Origin of the sequence: Microcoleus sp. AT8-A3, assembly GCF_036705675.1 — a bacterium.
Lineage (GTDB): Bacteria > Cyanobacteriota > Cyanobacteriia > Cyanobacteriales > Microcoleaceae > Microcoleus.
Window position 1 is genome coordinate 26,992 of sequence record NZ_JAUBVD010000006.1, and the last position, 18,912, is coordinate 45,903.

Consider the following 18,912-nt stretch of genomic DNA (forward strand, 5'->3'; position numbering starts at 1 on the left):
TATCAATCTCTCAGGTTTTTTCGGGAAAAAGAGATAAATTTTTCACCAAAGCAAAAATTATGACAAATACAGAAACAAAGAATCTCAATTCCCAAAAGTTAGGATCGGTTAGGCGCAAAGCCGTCAGCCTATCCTCAGAGGAATTAGTCAAAACCGCCTACCTCCAGCCCGAAAACTTTCTACCTCTAGTGGTTCAGCCAACAGTAGAAAAATTAAATCTCGCGGGTTGGGCTGCGAACAATTGCTCATTAATTGAAACGCAGTTATGGCAGCATGGAGGAATACTTTTTCGAGGCTTTGAAGTCGGCGGGGTGAATGGTTTCGAGCAGTTTATTCAAACTCTTGCTGGCGACTTGTTGGAATATTCTTTTCGCTCGACTCCGCGTAGCCAAGTGAGCGGAAATATCTACACTTCCACGGAGTATCCTGCCGAGCAATTCATCCCCCTGCACAATGAAATGGCTTATTCTCGAAATTGGCCGCTGAAAATTGCTTTTTTTTGCGTCAAGAAAGCCGAACAGGGAGGAGAAACTCCGATCGCTAACAGCCGCAAAGTGTTTGAAAGCCTGGATTCAAATATTAGAGAAAAGTTTGCCAAAAAAAAGGTTATGTATGTGCGAAATTACGGCGGTGGCGTAGATTTACCCTGGCAAAATGTCTTTAATACTGATAGCAAAATTGAGGTAGAAGAGTATTGCCAAAAAACGGGAATTGAGTTAGAATGGAAAAGTTGCGATCGCTTGAGAACTAGGCAAATATGTCAAGCTGTCGCCCAGCACCCAAAAACGCAGGAAATGGTGTGGTTTAATCAAGCTCACCTCTTCCACATTTCCAATCTCGAACCCGCCGTTCGCAAAGAGCTTTTAACTTCTTTTAAAGAGGAAGATTTACCCCGCAATGCTTATTACGGCGATGGCTCGCCCATTGAAGATTTTATATTAGACGAAATTCGTCGCTGCTATCAGCAAGAAACGATTGTTTTCCCTTGGAAAGAAGGAGATGTCTTGCTGTTAGATAATATGCTAGCCGCGCACGGACGCACGCCATTCTCTGGTTCGCGTCGGGTTGTTGTCGGTATGGCAGAAGCGTTTAGCTGTCAAGATATTTAGGCTTATTAAAGGAACTTTAGAAATGCAAAACGAAACAATCGAAGGGTTTAGACTCTCTCCACAGCAACGGCATCTGTGGGGGTTACAGCAAAATAATCCTAAACAAATCTATCGCGTTCGAGGTGCAATTTTAATTACCGGAAATCTCGACAAAAAGATTCTTAAAAAGGCGCTGCAAAATGTCGTAAATCGGCACGAAATCCTGCGGACTAGCTTTCACTGCTTGCCTGGGATGACACTACCCCTGCAAGCGATCGCCAGCACTGGTGAAGTTCCTATCTCGGAACACAATCTCAGCGGTTTGTCTCCCGAAGAACAAGAAGCTAAAATCGCAGCGCTTTTTCAGCAACTAAACCTGCTTCCTTTTGATTTTGAGCGCGGCCCACTTTGGCATCTCTCTTTAGTCACTCTGGCGCAAAACAAGCAGCTATTGCTGGTGAACTTCTCTGCCTTAATTGCAGATAGCGTCACCCTGAAAAATTTCACCCGCGAACTCAGTCTTTCCTACTCAGCCTGCGCGTGCGGGGAAGAGTTCTCTGATGAGTCAATGCAATATGCCGATATTGCTGAGTGGCAAAATGAGTTACTCGAATCAGAAGAAACGGCAATCGGCCAAGAATACTGGCGAAAGCTGAACCTTGAATCTTGGGATTTATTAACACTTCCTTGGGAAAAGAAGAATGGAGAAGCGGAATTTAAGCCACAAGTAGAAAGGGTGGAAATTCGCGGTGATTTGTTGAACAGCCTAGAAGCGATCGCCCCAAAACACCAAAGCGATATTTCTGCCTTCCTGCTGACTTGCTGGCAAATTCTCATTTGGCGGCTTACCAGAGAGCAAAACCCGATAATCGGCGTAGCGATTGACGGCAGAAAATATGAAGAATTAGAACACTCTCTGGGGCTGCTGTGCAAATACTTACCCCTACAGTGGCCAGTGCAAGACGAGTTAAATTTCTCACAAGCGAGGCAGCAAGTTGAGCTTAATCTCAACGAAATGTACAACTGGCAAGAATATTTTAGCTGGGAAGAAATTTTAGAAAACGAAAAAAGCAGCAGCTTTTGGCCTGTCTGCTTTGAGTTCCAAGCAGAGCCTAAGAACTATGGTAATTCAGGCGTTTCATTTTCCCTTGTTCGGCAAGATGCCTGCCTAGAGCCATTCAAAATCAAGCTCTCCTGCCTTCGCCTGTGCAATTCCCTAAGCGCTGAATTTCACTATGATTCCGCTTTATTTGCTGCGGCAGATATAAAGCGCTTGTCAGAACACTTTCAGGCGCTTTTAGAAAGCACAGTCAAAAATCCAGAAGTCGCTATCAGTCAGCTAGACATACTCAGCGATCGCGATCGGCTGAAACTTCTCATTGACTTTAACCAAACTCAAAAAGATTACCCGAAAAATAAATGCGTTCATCAGCTTTTTGAAGAACAAGCAGAACGCCACCCAGACAAAATTGCCGTCGTCTTTGAAAGTGAAAAAATCACCTACCGAGCACTCAACGATCGCGCCAATCAACTCGCCCATCACCTGCAAAACTTGGGAGTTGAACCAGAGGTCGTTGTTGGCATTTGCCTCGATCGCTCCTTAGAAACAATCGTAGGAATGCTGGGCGTACTCAAAGCCGGTGGCGCCTATTTACCGATCGATCCAACGACCCCAATAGAGCGCAAAGCGCTAATGCTAGAAGACGCTCAGGTAAAGGTTTTGCTCGTACAACAGCGGCTCATCGAAAGCTTGCCGAAAACTCAGGCAAATATTGTTTGCATCGATACAGATATTCCCACTGTTTCTGCATCTTACACGCCCCGTGTTTCTACAGACAATTTAGCTTACGTCATCTATACTTCCGGTTCCACTGGCATCCCCAAAGGAGTCGCGATCGAACACCGGCAACTGCTCAATTACCTGCACAGCATTCAAGAAAAATTAAACCTACCAGCCGATGCCAGTTTTGCTACCGCTTCCACCTTCGCCGCCGACTTAGGAAACACAGCCATTTTCCCCGCCCTTTGTTTCGGCGGTTGCCTGCATATTATCTCCCAACAACGCGCCACCGATCCAGAGGCACTGGGTGAATATTTCTGCCGCAATTCCATCGACTGCCTCAAAATAGTTCCCTCTCACCTAGCCGCCCTTTTAAATTCCTCTCAACCCCAGTCAATTTTGCCTGGTAAACGGCTTATTTTAGGAGGTGAATCGGCCAATTGGAGCTTAATTAAAACACTTCGCAATCTGGCTCCCAGTTGCTCAGTATTCAATCACTACGGGCCAACAGAAACAACTGTAGGTGTCCTGACTTATCAAGTCGAATTTGATAAAATTGGGTGCGATTTTGACACAGTTCCCCTCGGTCTTCCGATTGCCAACACTCAGATTTATATCTTGGATTCTTACTTGCAACCAGTGCCGATCGGCGTAGCTGGTGAACTGTACATCGGCGGTGAGAATTTGGGACGCGGATATCTTAACCGCCCTGAATTAACCGCAGAAAAATTTATTCGCAATCCATTTGACACGCAAGCAAAGACGCGACTGTACAAAACCGGCGACTTGGCTCGCTATTTGCCAGACGGAAACATCGAATTTATCGGGCGAATTGACGGCCAAGTAAAAATTCGCGGTTTCCGCATTGAATTGGGAGAAATTGAGGCGGTGCTGGGGCAACATCCAGATATCGCGCAGGCTGTAGTGGTGGCGCGGGAAGATGCGCCTGGTGAAAAGCGTCTCGTGGCTTATTTTGTTTCTAATCAGAAACAAGCACCTACCCACAAGGAAATTCGCAATTTTTTAACGTCAAAATTGCCGGAGTACATGGTGCCTTCTGCTTTTGTGATACTCAAAAGTTTTCCTTTAACTTCTAATGGAAAAGTAGACCGACGAGCGCTGCCCGCACCTGATGAAATGCGACCGGAGTTGATAGGAAACTTTGTCGCGCCTCGCACAAATATCGAGGAAGTTTTAGCCGCTATCTGGGCTGAAGTTCTCAAAATTGAAAAAGTCGGCATTTACGACAACTTTTTTGAATTAGGAGGGCATTCCTTATTAGCAACTCAAGTAATTTCCAGAGTGCGCCAAGCATTTCAGGTCGAGTTGCCTTTGCACCGTTTATTTGAGTCGGCCACTGTCGCCGATTTTGCAGTAGCGATCGCGCAAAAGCAAGTCGAACAAAGCGACAGTGAAATGCTAGCTCAAGTTTTAGCAGACCTCGATCAACTGTCAGAAACCGAAATACAGGAAATTCTCGCCCAACAAGGAGTCAATCGATTTTAGATTTTAGATTTTAGATTTTAGATTGACTTGCGCGAGATAAATGCGGGGGCTTGAGGATTTGAGATTTGAGATTTGGGATTGATTCCACGCATAAATCCGGGGCATTGTACCACCTTTGAAATTCGCTTGTCAGAAAATGAGTGATTTAATCGAACGCATCGCGGCTCTTTCTCCCCAAAAGCGCGAGTTGCTGTTGCAGCGACTCAACCAGAAAAAAGAAAGCGTTTCGCTAGAAAAAATTCTGCCTCAAAGTCGAGAGTCTAACACTTTTCCTCTGTCGTTTGCTCAACAGCGATTGTGGTTTTTTGAGCAACTAAATCCCGGCAACTTTACCTATCACATCCTCGCCGCCGTGCGTTTGACGGGAACACTTGACGCGACATCTCTCGATCGCAGTCTCAACGAACTTGTCAAGCGTCATGAAGTTTTGCGAACGGCTTTTAAGACAATAAACGGCCAACCCGTTCAGGCGATCGCTTCCAATCTGGAATTGCAAATTTTAGAAATAGATTTGCGATCGCTTCCTGAAACTGAACGATCGCGCGAAGTTGAACGGTTAATCGCCGCAGAAGCAAAGCTTGCTTTCGATCTCTCACAAGCACCCTTATTGCGTGCCAAATTGCTGCACTTGAGCGATTCCAACTGGGTGCTGCTATTGAGTACGCACCACATCATTTTCGATGCCTGGTCAATGGGAATATTCATCCAGGAACTCGCCACGTTTTATCAAGCCTTTTGCACTGGCAAACCTTCTCCCCTTCCCGAACTGTCGGTACAGTACGCAGACTTTGCAAGTTGGCAGCGCCAGTGGTTGCAGGGAGAAGTTTTAGAGACGCAGGTTGCTTACTGGAAAAAACAGCTCGGAGGCAATCTCCCGGTACTAAATTTGCCAACCGATCGCCCGCGATCGGCAGTACAAACCTTCCGAGGTGCGGTGCATAAATTCACCATTCCCAAGGCGATCGCAGAGGAAATGACTCTATTAAGCCAGCGGGAAAAAGCGACTTTATTTATGACGCTACTGGCAGCGTTTAAAACATTGATCTATCGCTACACCGGGCAAGAAGATATTTTAGTCGGCTCCCCCATTGCTAACCGTAATAGACGCGAAATCGAGGAAGTAATTGGCTTATTTGCTAACACCTTAGTTTTCCGCACCAATCTGTCGAGCAACCCGACTTTTAAAGACTTACTGGGCCGCGTGCGAGAAGTAGCTCTCGGCGCATATAACCACCAGGATTTGCCCTTCGAGAAACTGGTAGAAATTATACACCACGAACGAGATTTAAGTCATAATCCGCTATTTCAGGTATTGTTTTCTTTGCGAAATGTTCGGACGCCGCAGATAAAATTGCCAGGATTGACGTTGAGCAGTTTGGAAATAGAACGGAAAACGGCGAGATTTGATTTAGCGCTTGACCTTGAGGAAGGATTAGAGGGTATTAATGGAACGCTTGAGTATAGCCAAGATTTGTTTGACGCTAGCACTGCACGGCGGATAGCCGGACATTTTATAACCTTACTAGAAAGTATAGCTGCTAATCCCGAACAGCGCCTTTCAAATTTGCCAATCTTAACGCAACCTGAACAGCAGCAACTGCTGTTCGAGTGGAACAATACTCAATCGAATTTTCCGCAAGATAAGTGCATACATGAACTATTTGAAGCGCAGACAGAGCGGACGCCGGATGCGATCGCAGTCGTCTTTGAAAATGAACATCTGACTTACCGGGAACTGAACGAAAAAGCAAATAACCTCGCCAGTTACTTGCAAAAAATCGGTGTCAAACCAGAAGTTTTGGTGGGAATTTATGTCGATCGCTCCCTAGAAATGATGGTAGGGCTTCTCGGCATTCTCAAGGCTGGTGGCGCTTACGTTCCCCTCGATCCAGCGTATCCACCAGAGCGCCTGGGATTCATGCTGGAAGACGCGAAAATTTCAGTGTTACTCACTCAGAAAAAGCTATTAGAAACCCTGCCCAAAAATAGCGCCTCCCTCGTGTTTCTGGACGCAGATTTGGAAGGCATATCGAGCGGCGACGAGCCACTCGTGGGTTTACAAAATTCCTCCAATTTAGCCTATGTCATCTATACTTCAGGCTCAACAGGTAAACCCAAAGGAGTGCAAATTTCCCACGCCTCTGCCGTTAACTTCTTGAGTTCTATGCGCCAACAACTCGCGATCGCAGACCGAGATGTTTGGTTAGCAGTAACATCCTTATCTTTTGACATTGCAGCGCTGGAACTCTTCCTGCCTATTACAACAGGTTCTCGCGTTGTTGTAGCCAGCCGAGAAGTGGCATCTAACGGCGAAAAGCTTTTAGAAACATTAACAAATTCTGGCGCAAGCATTATGCAAGCTACTCCAGCCAGTTGGAAAATGCTTTTAGCAGCAGGATGGCAGGGAAACAATCAATTAAAAATACTGTGCGGGGGAGAAGCTTTACCCCGACATCTCGCCAATCAGTTGCTTTTGCGCGGCGCTTCTGTGTGGAATTTATACGGCCCTACAGAAACCACGATCTGGTCAACTCTCTATCAGGTCGATCGCAAAGATGAATCAGTTTCCATCGGTCGCCCGATCGCTAACACTCAAATTTTCATATTAGACCGCTATTTAATGCCGGTTCCCGTTGGCGTTTTTGGCGAACTGCACATCGGCGGTGCCGGCTTATCTAGAGGCTACCTAAACCGACCGGAACTGACCGCAGAGAAGTTTATTCCTAACCCCTTTGCAGAAGACCCAACTCATGCTTCATTCATCCTTAATTCTTCATCGTTTATTCTTTCAGAACGCCTCTATAAAACCGGGGACTTGGCTCGCTATCTCCCAGATGGAAACATTGAATTTATGGGGCGCAGCGACAACCAGGTGAAAGTTCGCGGATTTCGCATCGAATTAGGCGAAATTGAAGCGGTACTCAGCCAATACCCAGCCGTGCGAGAAGCGATCGCACTGGTTCGAGAAGACAATCCGGGCGACCAGCGTTTAGTAGCTTATATCGTTGCTAACTCAGCACTCAAAACTCAAGACTCAGAACTTATTAATGATTTGCGCTCTTACCTGAAACAAAAACTGCCGCAGTACATGATGCCGTCAGCGTTTGTGCTGCTGGAAGCAATGCCTTTAACGCCTAACGGAAAGATCGATCGGCGATCGCTAAGAGCACCTGACACAAACACAGCCGAATTAGAGAGCAATTTTACCGAGCCTCGAACTCCCGACGAGCAATTAATAGCAGAAATTTGGGCGGAAGTTCTCGGTTTAGAGCGAGTGGGAATTCACGATAACTTCTTTGAATTGGGAGGTCATTCATTGCTGGCTACTCAGGCGATTTCTCGCCTGCGAGAAGCTTTTCAAATTGAAGTACCCTTGCGCTCTCTTTTTGAATCGCCTACCGTCGCAACAGTCACCGAAAGCCTCTTGCAATATCGCGCCGATCAAAAACTGAAAGCACCCCCCATCAAGCCTGCGTCAAGGCAGGAAGAATTACCCCTTTCTTTTGCACAACAACGACTGTGGTTTCTCGACCAATTGCAGCCGGGAAATCCTGCCTATAATATCCCAGCAGCCGTGCGCTTGAAGGGGGCGCTCAATGTAGCGGTTCTAGAGCAAACTTTTCAGGAGATTATCAAGCGACACGAAGCATTGCGGACAACTTTTAATTCCGTGGAAGGACGACCCGCTCAGGTTATTATTTCATCTTTTAAATTCACATTGCCGATCGTAAACTTAAGAGAGTTATCGCAAGCTGAACGAGAAGCCGAGGCAATGCGACTCGCCGCTGAAGAAGCGCGACAGCCTTTTGACCTCACAAAATGGCCGTTACTGCGCGTCACATTGTTACATCTTGACGAGACAGAATACCTGCTGTTAGTGACAGTACACCACATCGTAGCCGATGGCTGGTCGATGGGGGTACTGGTGCGGGAAGTGGCGGCGCTTTATGAAGCTTTCTGCAGTGGCAAACCTTCTCCCCTACCCGAACTTTCTGTACAGTACGCAGACTATGCTGTTTGGCAAATAAACTGGCTGCAAGGCGAAGTTTTGGAAGCAAAACTCGCTGACTGGAAGCAGCAGTTGGGTCAAAATTTGCCCCCGCTGCAATTGCCAGCAAAACAACCGCGTTCTGCTGTTTCTAGCGATCGAGCTGAGATTCAAGAATTCCAGCTTGATTGGCAAGTTTCAGAAGCGCTAAACGCACTTAGTCGGCAACAAAATGTCACCTTATTTATGACGTTGTTGGCAGCACTTCAAACGCTGCTTTATCGCTACACAAATCAAGAAGATATTGTCGTCGGTACTGACCTGGCAAACCGCACACAAGTTGAGACAGAAGCTTTAATTGGTTTCTTTGTCAATATCCTCGTCTTGCGAACCGATATGCGCGGCAATCCTACATTTCGTCAATTGCTCGATCGCGTGCGCGAAGTGACATTAAAAGCTTACACTCACCAAGATTTGCCCTTCGACAAACTGGTAGAAGAACTGCGTCCCGATCGCACCCTGAGTCAAACACCGCTCTTTCAAGTTTTATTCGTCATGCAAAATGCGCCTATGCCGAATTTAGAAATGGCGGGTTTAACTTTAATCCCGGTTGAAATTGATAGCGGCACGGCTAAATTTGATTTGGCGCTATTTGTGTCGGAAACAAAGACAGGAATTGTCGGCAGTTGGAAGTATAATTCCGACCTATTTGACAGAGAGACGATCGCTCAAATGTCAAATCGCTTTGAAACCCTCCTCGGCAGCATTGTGGCGCAGCCTGACAGTCGTTTGAACACTTTAGAAATACTCACAGAAGCCCAGAAGCAGAAACAAGCCATGCAAGAATTAAAGCGTGAAAAAAGCAATTTTAGTAAGTTCAAAAGCGTCAAGCCGAAGCCAGTGGCTTTGCCGCAAGGCGAATTGATAAAAACCGAGTACCTGCACCCCGACGAACTCTTTCCTTTAGTGGCAAAACCCGCAGTAGCCGATGTCGATCTCGCAGACTGGGCGAAAAATAACCGCGAATTTATAGAAGCAAAATTGCTACAGCATGGAGGGATTCTTTTTCGAGGGTTCACCGGCCCTGTGGTTTCCGCATTCGAGCAGTTTGCACTCTCAATTTGTTCGGAATTATTTGGGGAGTACGGGGATTTGCCACGCGAAGGAGTTAGCGGAAAAGTTTACGGTTCAACTCCTTACCCAGCAGATAAAGCTATCTTATTTCACAGCGAGAGTTCGCACCTGCACCGCTGGCCGATGAAAATCTGGTTTTTCTGCGTTCAGCCAGCGCAACAAGGCGGAGAAACGCCGATTGTTGACTGCCGTAAAATTTACCAGTTGCTAGACCCGAAACTCAGAGAAAAATTTGCCCAAAAGCAAATTATGTACGTCCGTAACTACACAGACGGACTGGATGTAAGCTGGAAAGATTTTTTCCAAACAGAAGACAAATCTGTGGTTGAGGAATACTGCCGACAAGCTGGGATGGAATTTGAGTGGAAAGCAGGAAATAATTTGAGAACTCGCAAAATTCGCCCTGCAATTGCCAAGCACCCAAAAACCAAAGAAATGGTATTTTTCAATCAACTTCCCTTGCACCACATTTCCTGCTTAGATGCGGCAACCCGCGCTTCCTTGCTCTCTGTTTTTGGAGAAGAGAACCTCCCCCGCAATGTTTATTACGGTGACGGCACTCCTATTGAAGACTCAGTAATGGAAGAAATTCAGGCAGTGTACGCGCAAGCTGCTGTTAGTTTTCCCTGGCAAGCAGGAGACATCTTAATGCTAGATAATATGCTTGCCGCTCACAGTCGCAATCCATTTATCGGTTCGCGAAAAATTGTTGTAGCGATGGGCGAAATGATTCCTGAATCAGGAATTTAATTCCCTCTCATATCATGTCCGGTCGATTAGCCTGATTCCTGTAGGGGCGGGTTCACCAACAATATCTGCCAATAATTGACAATCTCAAAAACCCGCCCGGCCGGGATATTATGGTCAATCGATCGGGCATAATATCATCTCTTCCAGGCAAATGTAACGAGAATAAAGTAGTGCTTTGATAAAGAGGAACAATGCAAACAATTAATGGATTTCGCCTTTCACCCCAGCAAAAATATCTGTGGCTTTTGCAGCAAGACAGCCCTGCTTACCGCATTCAATCCGCTATTTCGATCGAGGGAAGTCTTCAAACTGATAACCTCAAGAAAGCTTTAGAAAAAGTTAGCGATCGCCACGAAATTATCCGCACAAGCTTTCAGGGAAAGGCAGGGCTAAAAATTCCTATACAAGTTATCTCCGAACATAGCTCTGTTTCGTGGAACTGGGTTAACTTGAGTGAAGTAAATCCCCAGGAGCAAGAAGCCAAAATAGAAGAGATTTTTCAGCAAGAAAAGAGCGCTTTCTTCAAATTCGATCGCAATCCTGTTTGGCACTTGTCTTTAATTACACTTTCATCTGAAAGGCACATTTTACTGGTTAGTTTGCCCGCACTGTGCGCCGATAGTCGCACACTAAAAAATCTGGTTCAAGAAATCAGCCAGTGCTATGCCGCCTGCCTTCACGGCGAAGAAATTACCGATGAAGTTGTGCAATACATTCAATTTTCCGAATGGCAAAATGAATTGCTCGAAGATGAGGAAGCGGCGGAGGGCAAAGAATACTGGACTAGACAAGATTTATCGGCGCTAGCGAGTTTAAGGTTGCCGTTTGAAAATAGATTAATTAACGCGCCATCTCAATTTACTCCCCAAGCTTTTGAGGTCAAATTAGAGTCAGCTTTGCTGGTTCAAGTGGAAGATATCGCCCGCCAGTACAACACCTCACTTTCTACATTCTTGCTCGCTTGCTGGAAAATTTTGCTCTGGCGACTGATTGGCCAATCAGAGCTCACTGTTGGCGTGGCATTCGACGGTCGAAAATACGAAGAACTAGAGCCAGCGCTTGGGCTGTTTGCCAAATTTTTACCGCTGTCGAGCCAACTAACAGAAAACTTTTCCTTCGCGGAAACCTTGCAGCAAATTCAGCAGGAAGAACGCGAGGCATACAAGTATCAAGAATATTTTTCCCACGAATATCTAGGTAATTCTTCCGGCTTTCCATTTGGTTTCGAGTTTGAGGAACAACTCGAAAAGCATTCGGCTAGTGGCGTATTTTTTTCGATTTACAAGCAGTATGCGTGCGGCGATCGCTTCAAAGTTAAACTCTCTTGCCACCGCCAAAATGACTCGCTCGCGGCTGAGTTTCACTACGATCCTATCTTCCTTGCAGACAAGAGTATCCGGTGCTTGGCAGAGCAATTTTACGCCTTAGTGCAAAGTGTAGCCAGCAACCCACAAACCGCAATCGGCAAGCTCGAAATGCTGAGCGATCGCGCCCGAAATCAATTATTACTAGAATTCAACAGCACCAAAGCAGATTACCAGCTCAATAAGTGCGTGCACCAGCTTTTTGAAGAACAAGCAGAGCGATCGCCCAACAGTATAGCTGCTGTTTGTGAAAATCAGCAAATTACCTACAGCGAACTCAACGCCCGCGCTAACCAAATTGCCCATTACTTGCAACAATTAGGTGTCAAGCCAGAGGTGATTGTCGGCATTTGCGTCGATCGCTCTTTAGAGGCTATCGCTGGAATTCTAGGCATCCTCAAAGCAGGTGGCGCCTACCTACCGCTCGATTCAGCCATGCCCAAAGAGCGCCTAGCATTGATGTTGCAAAACGCTCAGACTCCAGTGCTGTTAACGCAACAGCATCTAATCACAAATTTGCCGGAAACTCAGGCACAGATCGTCTGCTTAGATACAGACATTCTCTCTTTTTCTCCTACTACTTTCGTCTCTGCTTCTGGTGAAAATTTAGCTTACATTATCTATACCTCCGGTTCCACCGGCACACCCAAAGGAGTCGCTATTGAACACCGCCAACTGCTCAATTACCTGCACGGCATTCAAGAAAGATTAAACCTGCCATCAGGTGCAAATTATGCCACCGTTTCCACCTTCGCAGCAGACTTAGGACACACTGTTATTTTTCCCGCTTTGTGTTCGGGTGGATGCCTGCACATTATCTCTCAAGAACGCGCAACAGATCCTCAAGCAATTGCGGCTTATTTTCAGCAACATTCTATCGATTGTTTGAAAATTGTTCCCTCTCACTTAAAAGCTTTGTTGAGCGCTTCTAACCCCGCGCAAATCTTACCGAAAAAGCGATTAATTCTCGGCGGTGAGCCTTTGATGTGGAATTTAATTGAAACAATTCAGAAATACAATCCAGACTGCTCGATCTTCAACCATTACGGGCCGACAGAAACAACTGTAGGCGTGCTGACTTATCAGGTAAAAATGCAAGGCGATCGCATTTCCCAGACAGTTCCTTTAGGTCGCCCACTACCCAACACGCAGATTTATTTGCTCGATTCGCACTTGCAGCCGGTTCCTGTAGGGGTAGCCGGTGAATTATATATTGCTGGTGCGGGATTGGCTCGCGGCTATCTAAACCAACCAGAACTCACCGCAGAAAAATTTATTTGCAAGTCATTGAATCAGGAACCGGAAACTCGACTTTACAAAACTGGCGACTTAGCTCGCTATTTGCCAGACGGAAATATAGAATTTATCGATCGCGTCGATCGCCAAGTAAAGCTGCGAGGTTTCCGCATTGAATTAGGAGAAATTGAGGCGGGGCTGTCTCATCATCCCTCTGTACGCGAGGCAGCCGTTTTACTTCAAGAAAATGAACCGGGAAATCAGCGTTTAGTCGCCTATATTGTTTCTCACTCAAAACCCAGCATTCAGGACTCACAACTAATTGAAAGCCTGCGTTCATTCCTCAAAGAACAACTGCCCGAATACATGATACCTTCTGCTTTTGTGGTTCTGAAAGCGCTGCCACTGACTCCCAATGGCAAAATAGACCGTCAAGCGCTTCCTGCACCGTCCGTAGCAGCCAATTTTACAGATACGTTTGTAGGCCCTCGCACTCCCGCTGAGGAGATTCTTGCCGAAATTTGGAGCCAGCTTCTCAACCTTAAACAGGTAGGAATTCACGACAATTTCTTTGACTTGGGGGGACACTCATTACTGATTACTCAGTTGTTAGCCAAAGTGCGAGAATGTTTTCAGGTGGAATTGCCTTTGCGCGTTTTGTTTGAAGCTCCTACTGTAGCTGGTTTAGCTGAAAAAATCGAAATGCAGCAAGGGGGCAACACAGCGGGCGATCGCACTGCAAGTTTCGATATTAATGCTGAAGTTGTTTTAGATCCGGCAATTCGCCCTGCAACTCCATTGAGCGAGCCAAAAACTGAACCAGCTTGCATTCTCTTAACAGGGGCGACGGGCTTTTTGGGAGCCTTTTTACTCCGCGATCTCTTGCAACAAACTCAAGCAGAAATTTATTGCCTAGTCCGTTCTGCCGATGCAGAATCAGCTAAAAAGCGGATTCAAAGCAGCCTCGAATCCTATTTAATTTGGGATGAAAGCAGCAGCGATCGCATTATCCCAATTGCTGGAGATCTGTCTCAATCACTTTTGGGGCTTTCCGAGGAGCAGTTCGGAGTTTTAGCCAGTAAAATTGATGTCATTTACCACAATGGCGCGTTTGTCAAGTTTACTTATCCCTACTCTGTTCTCAAACCGGCTAACGTTTTGGGGACGCAGGAAGTTCTGAGATTGGCGAGTCAAAGTAAGCTAAAACCAGTCCATTTAATTTCTACTATTTCCGTTTTTTCGGCAAAGGGAGAATCTGGGATTAAGCACGTGCGAGAGGAGGACGAACTCACTCCGGGAGAGGGTCTCAAAGGCGCTTACACTCAGACTAAGTGGGTGGCAGAAAAGTTAGTAGAGGTCGCGCGCGATCGCGGCATTCCTGTTACCATTTACAGGCCAGGTCGCATTTCTGGGGACAGCCAAACAGGGGCCTGCAATCCCAGTGATTTACTGTACAGGTTAATCGCTGGTTGCGTGCAACTTGGATGTGCACCCGATGACGATAAGCTGATGAATGTAGCGCCTGTTGACTATGTGAGCGGAGCGATCGTTCATCTTTCGAGCCAAAAAGAATTGCTCGGAAAGACGTTTCATTTAGTCAACACTCAGTCCTTTCAAATGAGCGAATTGCTGGGCTGGATTTGCTCAATGGGTTATCCAATCAAACGAGTTTCGTCTGAGACTTGGCAAGCAGAAATAATCAATCGCGCTGGAAATTCTCCCGCTCATGCTTTGTACCCGCTTGTCGGTCTTTTTTCCGAAAAAGTTTCTGATGCAGACATGGCTAAATCTGCGACGCTGCAATTTGATTGCCAGAATGCGTTGAAGGGACTTTCTGGAACGGACATTATCTGCCCGCAAGCGGATGCGAGTTTGTTTCGGACTTATTTTTCCTATCTTGTCGATCGCCAGTTAATAGAGGCTCCCAAACATCTGGTCTAAAAATGTAGAGGCGCGAGCGATCGCGTTTCTACCTTGGTCACTTTGAGGAAAATTTTCAATGAAGGAGGGCTTAAACTTAATGAATGTTAGCTTAGGAAATAATAATGCGATCGCGATCGCAGGCAGAGCTACCGCAGAAGGAACGCGGCGTTACAGGGAACGGCACAACAAAAACTGTGCAGCCGATCACTTCCGAGAAACTGGTTCGCTTGTGGCCAGCTCGATTGGAATTGGCACTTACCTTGGGGAACCAGATGAGTATACTGACACTCTGGTGGCGGAAGCTGTAGTGGAATCGGTTCGGCGGGGTGCCAACCTAATTGACTCAGCAATTAACTACCGCTACCAGTACGGAGAGCGGAGCGTAGGAAAGGCTATCCGCCGTCTCCTGGAATCGGGAGAAGCCTCAAGGGATGAACTAATTATCTGTACGAAAGGCGGCGTTGTTCCCCATCCAACTCCCAACCATGTAGAGTGGTTTTATCAGCAGTACGTCGAGCCAAACAACTCTACTATCAGCATGGCAGATTTGGCCCAGGAGCGTTACTGCATCCACCCAGAATACATTCAAGATCAGCTTAATTGGAGCCTCGCCAACCTCGGCATTGAGACAATCGATGTCTACTATCTTCACAATCCAGAAAAGCTACTTTCTCAAGTTGAACCCGATATTTTTTACAATCGGTTGCGAGAGGTTTTTGAGGTACTTGAAGGTGCGGTTTTAGCTGGAAAAATTGCTAATTACGGTGTGGCAACTTGGAATGCTTTTCGCGTACCTCCAACTGAAAAGTACCATATCGATCTGGCGCGTGCGAAGTCCATTGCTCGCGAAGTAGCTGGGAACAAAGAGGATGGGTTTCGGTTTATCCAGCTTCCTTTGAATATGGGGATGCCGGAAGCTGTGCTAAGCCCAACTCAAACAATCAAAGGAGAACAAGTCTCAGTATTGGAAGCTGCCGATCGCTTAGGCATTTGGGCGATCGCCAGTAGGTCGATCTGTGAAGCGCAGGTTATCGGTCAGATCCCAGAAAAGATTGCTTCTGCCTTTGGCGAAAGCTTGCGGACAGACTGCCAGCGGGCGCTCCAATATACCCGCAGCGCCCCTGGCCTCCTGAGTGCCCTTGTAGGGATGAAAGCGCCAAAACATATAGAAGAGAACCTAGCCCTTGCTGCTGTCGGGCGGCTTGGGAGAGCAAGGTTTCAGGAACTTACTGATTCAATTGTTCAAGTGTTAAACGGAAATTGAAGTTGCCCTTGCCGGAGAACGGCTGAACTTAAAATCTTCAATGGCATTATGGAATAGTTTCAGTTAATGTTTATGGTTCTTCCATACTTAGTGTGGGAGCATCTCAATGAAAGCAGGCCTCCGCTAGAAATTGGAGTTTTGAGGCAGGAGGCAGGAGGCAGGAGGGAAGAGGGAAGAGGAAGAAGGAAGGAGCCAGAAGAAGTGTTTTTACAAATATGAGATGCTCCCGATCGTGTGCTAAAATGAGATATTATTGTAACATTTTAGCCGACTAAGTACGCAAGCTCCCTGATTACTGAATAAATCAATCATTAATAAATTCACCTTCACAGATAATCGAGTCTCTGTTCTCCAAATCTTCTTGATTCCAGACCGCGTTTAATGCTGCAGAACTTAAGGAAGTTGACATCGTATTTAATGTTGTGTTGTAGTATTCCGCAGCATTATTAAGTTCCACCTGCGGCGCTTCCTTGAAGTATGAATTAATATCAGGCGTGCACCGCTGGGCTTGGTAGTATACATAAGCTTCAGCATTAATGCACATTACGTGGTAAAAATCCTTATTTGCTGCCGCAACATCTCCAAGTTTATACAGCGCTAAACCCCGGTTGAGATAAGCTTTAACATAGTTCGGATCGAGTTCTACTGCTTGGTCAAAGTCTTCAATTGCAAGCTGCATTTGTTTTAATTTATAGCGAACGCAACCTCTGTTATAATAGGCATAAACATTTTGTGGATCGATGGCGAGTGCAATGTTGTAATCGGCCATCGCCTGCGTATTGTCTCCTAGTTGGTGGTAACAGAGACCTCGATTTATGTAAGCTTTGATATATTTAGGATTCAACCGCAGCGTTTCGTTAAAGTTTTCCGTTGCTGCCTCTTTTTCTCCCAAAAGGTAGTAAGCGCGCCCCCGGTTGTAATAGGTTTTATAATTGTTGGAATTGATAGAGAGAGCTCGATTGTAGTCTTCTATTGCTTCTTCGTAGTTTCCTAAATTAGCAAGTACCAGTCCCCGGTTGTTGTAGATAGCGTGGCTGTTAGGCTTATTTGCTAAAGCACAGTTTAAATCTTCAATGGCTTTGTCGTGTTCTCCGAGATGACGCCAAGCATTGCCTCGATTCAGGTAAGCCTCGAAGAAATTAGGATTGATATCTAGGGCTTGGCTGAGGTCTGCGATCGCTTTTTGGTAGTCTTTCATGTAATAATACACCAAGCCGCGATTGTTATAGGCTTTGGCATCGGCGGGATTGAGTTGCAGTATGCGATCGAAATCGTCGATCGCCGCTTCATAGTTTCCTTTCTTGGCGCTGTGCAAACCGCGCTTGTAAAATTGTTTGAGGTTCATAGGTCAACTTTCAGGAGTGCTTGATTCTGGGGGTTGATTCCTGTGCTGTCAGTTTTGAGTTCGACAGCCGTTAATCTGTTGAAAGAGCATCCACCTGCGGTCAGAGTAACTCTTGAATGATTCCGGGCAATCTACCGTAAACAGGATTTTTGGTTTATTTTAACAGTAGTTAAATCATGTGGAAAGGCTTTGCACGTCGGCTGGATTTACTTATTAGTCAGTTCGATTGTTTACTCGATCGACTTGCTCTCAAAAGTCTAGTTTTACTTGGTGCTCGGTGTCTCTTGATGCAGCGACGATCGGCTAGATCGGCAAATTAAGTTTGAGACCGCTACTCAGTATAAATTGTTGCCAGCAGTCCTACCGAGTAAACTCTCTATTTTTTTGACAAATTTCGTCTCAGTATTTGCGACAGTACGTCTCTACAAACTTTTGTTGCCTAATTACCAATTACCGATTGATTTCCTCTTCCACATAAACTCTCAATTTCTCCAAATCTGGAAGTTCGATCAATTCTTGTTCCTTTTCCTTAACCGACATGGGCATCATCACAGGTTTACGCTGCTCGATCCAGCAACTCGCCAGCGGTAAAGTTTGTTCCAAATCTTCCAAAGGCCTCGGAATTACCATCACCGCGTTCAACTCGCCAATTCGCTCAGCTTCGTACATCCCGGCTTCTACGGCTACTGCTACATCTGCAACTGCACCGCGAATAATTGCCGTACACAAGCCGGCGCCTATTTTCTCGTAAGCTGCCAAGTGTACGTCTGCAGATTTGAGCATAGCATCGCAAGCACCGACCATTGCCGGAAATCCGCGGGTTTCGAGCAAACCGATCGCCTGATTGCTAAGCCGAGAATAACTGCCTTTTTCCGAAAGTTCAGTCAGCCGAAAGCCGATCGGCAAAACCACTTCCAAATTAGCCAAAGGTCTAGGAATCACTAACTTAGAAACAAACTGCCCGAACTGTTCGGCAGTTTGAGCTCCAGCTTCCACAGCCAAACGCACATCCGAAATTCTGCCCCGGACGATCGCGGTACAGTGACCGGAACCAATTTTTTCGTATCCTACTAAAATCACTCCTGCCGACTTGAGCATCATGTCAGCAGTCCCGACAATTGCCGGAAAACTCTTGGTCGATACCAAACCCAAAGCAGTGTCTTTGAAGTATTCCTGGCGCTGCGATCGCTCTTGGTGACTGTTACGATCTGTTTGTCCGTCCATCTTCTATTACCCTTAGAAACTTCCCAAAATAAAAATTTGTTGATAGTTTATAGTTTCTCAGATGAGAAGACAGACTGCACGAGCTACAAGACACTGATTGCTGCTGCAAGGTCTGACAAATTGCTGAGCTACCAATAATATGAGATTACCTATTTATATTTGATCTTTCTGCCTTTAGCATAGCTGGCTTTTGCCGAAATGACCGAAAGCATCGAGGATACCCGCCACGTGATTCATCCGTCCAGAAATAAAAAACCTGTATCCCATAAAGGAACCCCGAATTTATCTCGCGCAAGTCAATGCTTCAATC

At 46.1% G+C, this 18,912-nt stretch carries 7 protein-coding genes; 5 read left to right on the forward strand and 2 right to left on the reverse strand.

Features of this window, described 5'->3' with window-relative positions; all coding sequences use genetic code 11:
- The first annotated feature begins 59 nt into the window (after positions 1-59).
- The 5 genes from QUB51_RS05195 (at position 60) to QUB51_RS05215 (ending at position 16,033) form a co-directional block, all read left to right on the forward strand.
- Entirely contained in the window at positions 60-1,109 is a 1,050-nt protein-coding gene (locus QUB51_RS05195; RefSeq protein WP_333260266.1) for a TauD/TfdA family dioxygenase, read from the forward strand.
- Positions 1,110-1,131: 22 nt separating this feature from the next.
- Positions 1,132-4,374: an amino acid adenylation domain-containing protein gene (locus QUB51_RS05200; RefSeq protein WP_333260263.1), complete on the forward strand. Its 3,243-nt coding sequence runs from the start codon at positions 1,132-1,134 to the stop codon at positions 4,372-4,374.
- Between the two features lie 136 nt (positions 4,375-4,510).
- On the forward strand, positions 4,511-10,246 hold the full coding sequence (locus QUB51_RS05205; protein ID WP_333260259.1) for an amino acid adenylation domain-containing protein: 5,736 nt from the start codon (positions 4,511-4,513) through the stop codon (positions 10,244-10,246).
- Between the two features lie 191 nt (positions 10,247-10,437).
- Positions 10,438-14,787 carry an amino acid adenylation domain-containing protein gene (locus QUB51_RS05210; protein WP_333260256.1) on the forward strand — a complete coding sequence of 1,450 codons (4,350 nt, stop codon included), beginning with the start codon at positions 10,438-10,440 and terminating at the stop codon, positions 14,785-14,787.
- A gap of 58 nt (positions 14,788-14,845) precedes the next feature.
- A complete protein-coding gene (locus QUB51_RS05215; protein WP_333053463.1) occupies positions 14,846-16,033 on the forward strand; it encodes an aldo/keto reductase in 1,188 nt (395 codons plus the stop codon).
- A 304-nt stretch (positions 16,034-16,337) separates the two neighbouring features.
- Here the strand turns inward: QUB51_RS05215 and QUB51_RS05220 are convergent, their stop codons facing one another.
- Together QUB51_RS05220 and QUB51_RS05225 are read right to left on the reverse strand one after the other, a co-directional pair.
- Positions 16,338-17,378: a tetratricopeptide repeat protein gene (locus tag QUB51_RS05220; RefSeq protein ID WP_333053462.1), complete on the reverse strand. Its 1,041-nt coding sequence runs from the start codon at positions 17,376-17,378 to the stop codon at positions 16,338-16,340.
- Positions 17,379-17,828: 450 nt separating this feature from the next.
- Positions 17,829-18,602, reverse strand: a complete 774-nt coding sequence (locus tag QUB51_RS05225) for a BMC domain-containing protein (RefSeq protein WP_333053461.1) — start codon at positions 18,600-18,602, stop codon at positions 17,829-17,831.
- Positions 18,603-18,912: the final 310 nt, after the last annotated feature.

What these genes read in the sequence shown, in the direction of transcription:
- QUB51_RS05195 (WP_333260266.1), top strand. Translation starts at nt 60, where the DNA reads ATGACAAATACAGAAACAAAGAATCTCAATTCCCAAAAGTTAGGATCG.
- QUB51_RS05200 (WP_333260263.1), top strand. Translation starts at nt 1,132, where the DNA reads ATGCAAAACGAAACAATCGAAGGGTTTAGACTCTCTCCACAGCAACGG.
- QUB51_RS05205 (WP_333260259.1), top strand. Translation starts at nt 4,511, where the DNA reads ATGAGTGATTTAATCGAACGCATCGCGGCTCTTTCTCCCCAAAAGCGC.
- QUB51_RS05210 (WP_333260256.1), top strand. Translation starts at nt 10,438, where the DNA reads ATGCAAACAATTAATGGATTTCGCCTTTCACCCCAGCAAAAATATCTG.
- QUB51_RS05215 (WP_333053463.1), top strand. Translation starts at nt 14,846, where the DNA reads ATGAAGGAGGGCTTAAACTTAATGAATGTTAGCTTAGGAAATAATAAT.
- QUB51_RS05220 (WP_333053462.1), bottom strand. Translation starts at nt 17,378, where the DNA reads ATGAACCTCAAACAATTTTACAAGCGCGGTTTGCACAGCGCCAAGAAA.
- QUB51_RS05225 (WP_333053461.1), bottom strand. Translation starts at nt 18,602, where the DNA reads ATGGACGGACAAACAGATCGTAACAGTCACCAAGAGCGATCGCAGCGC.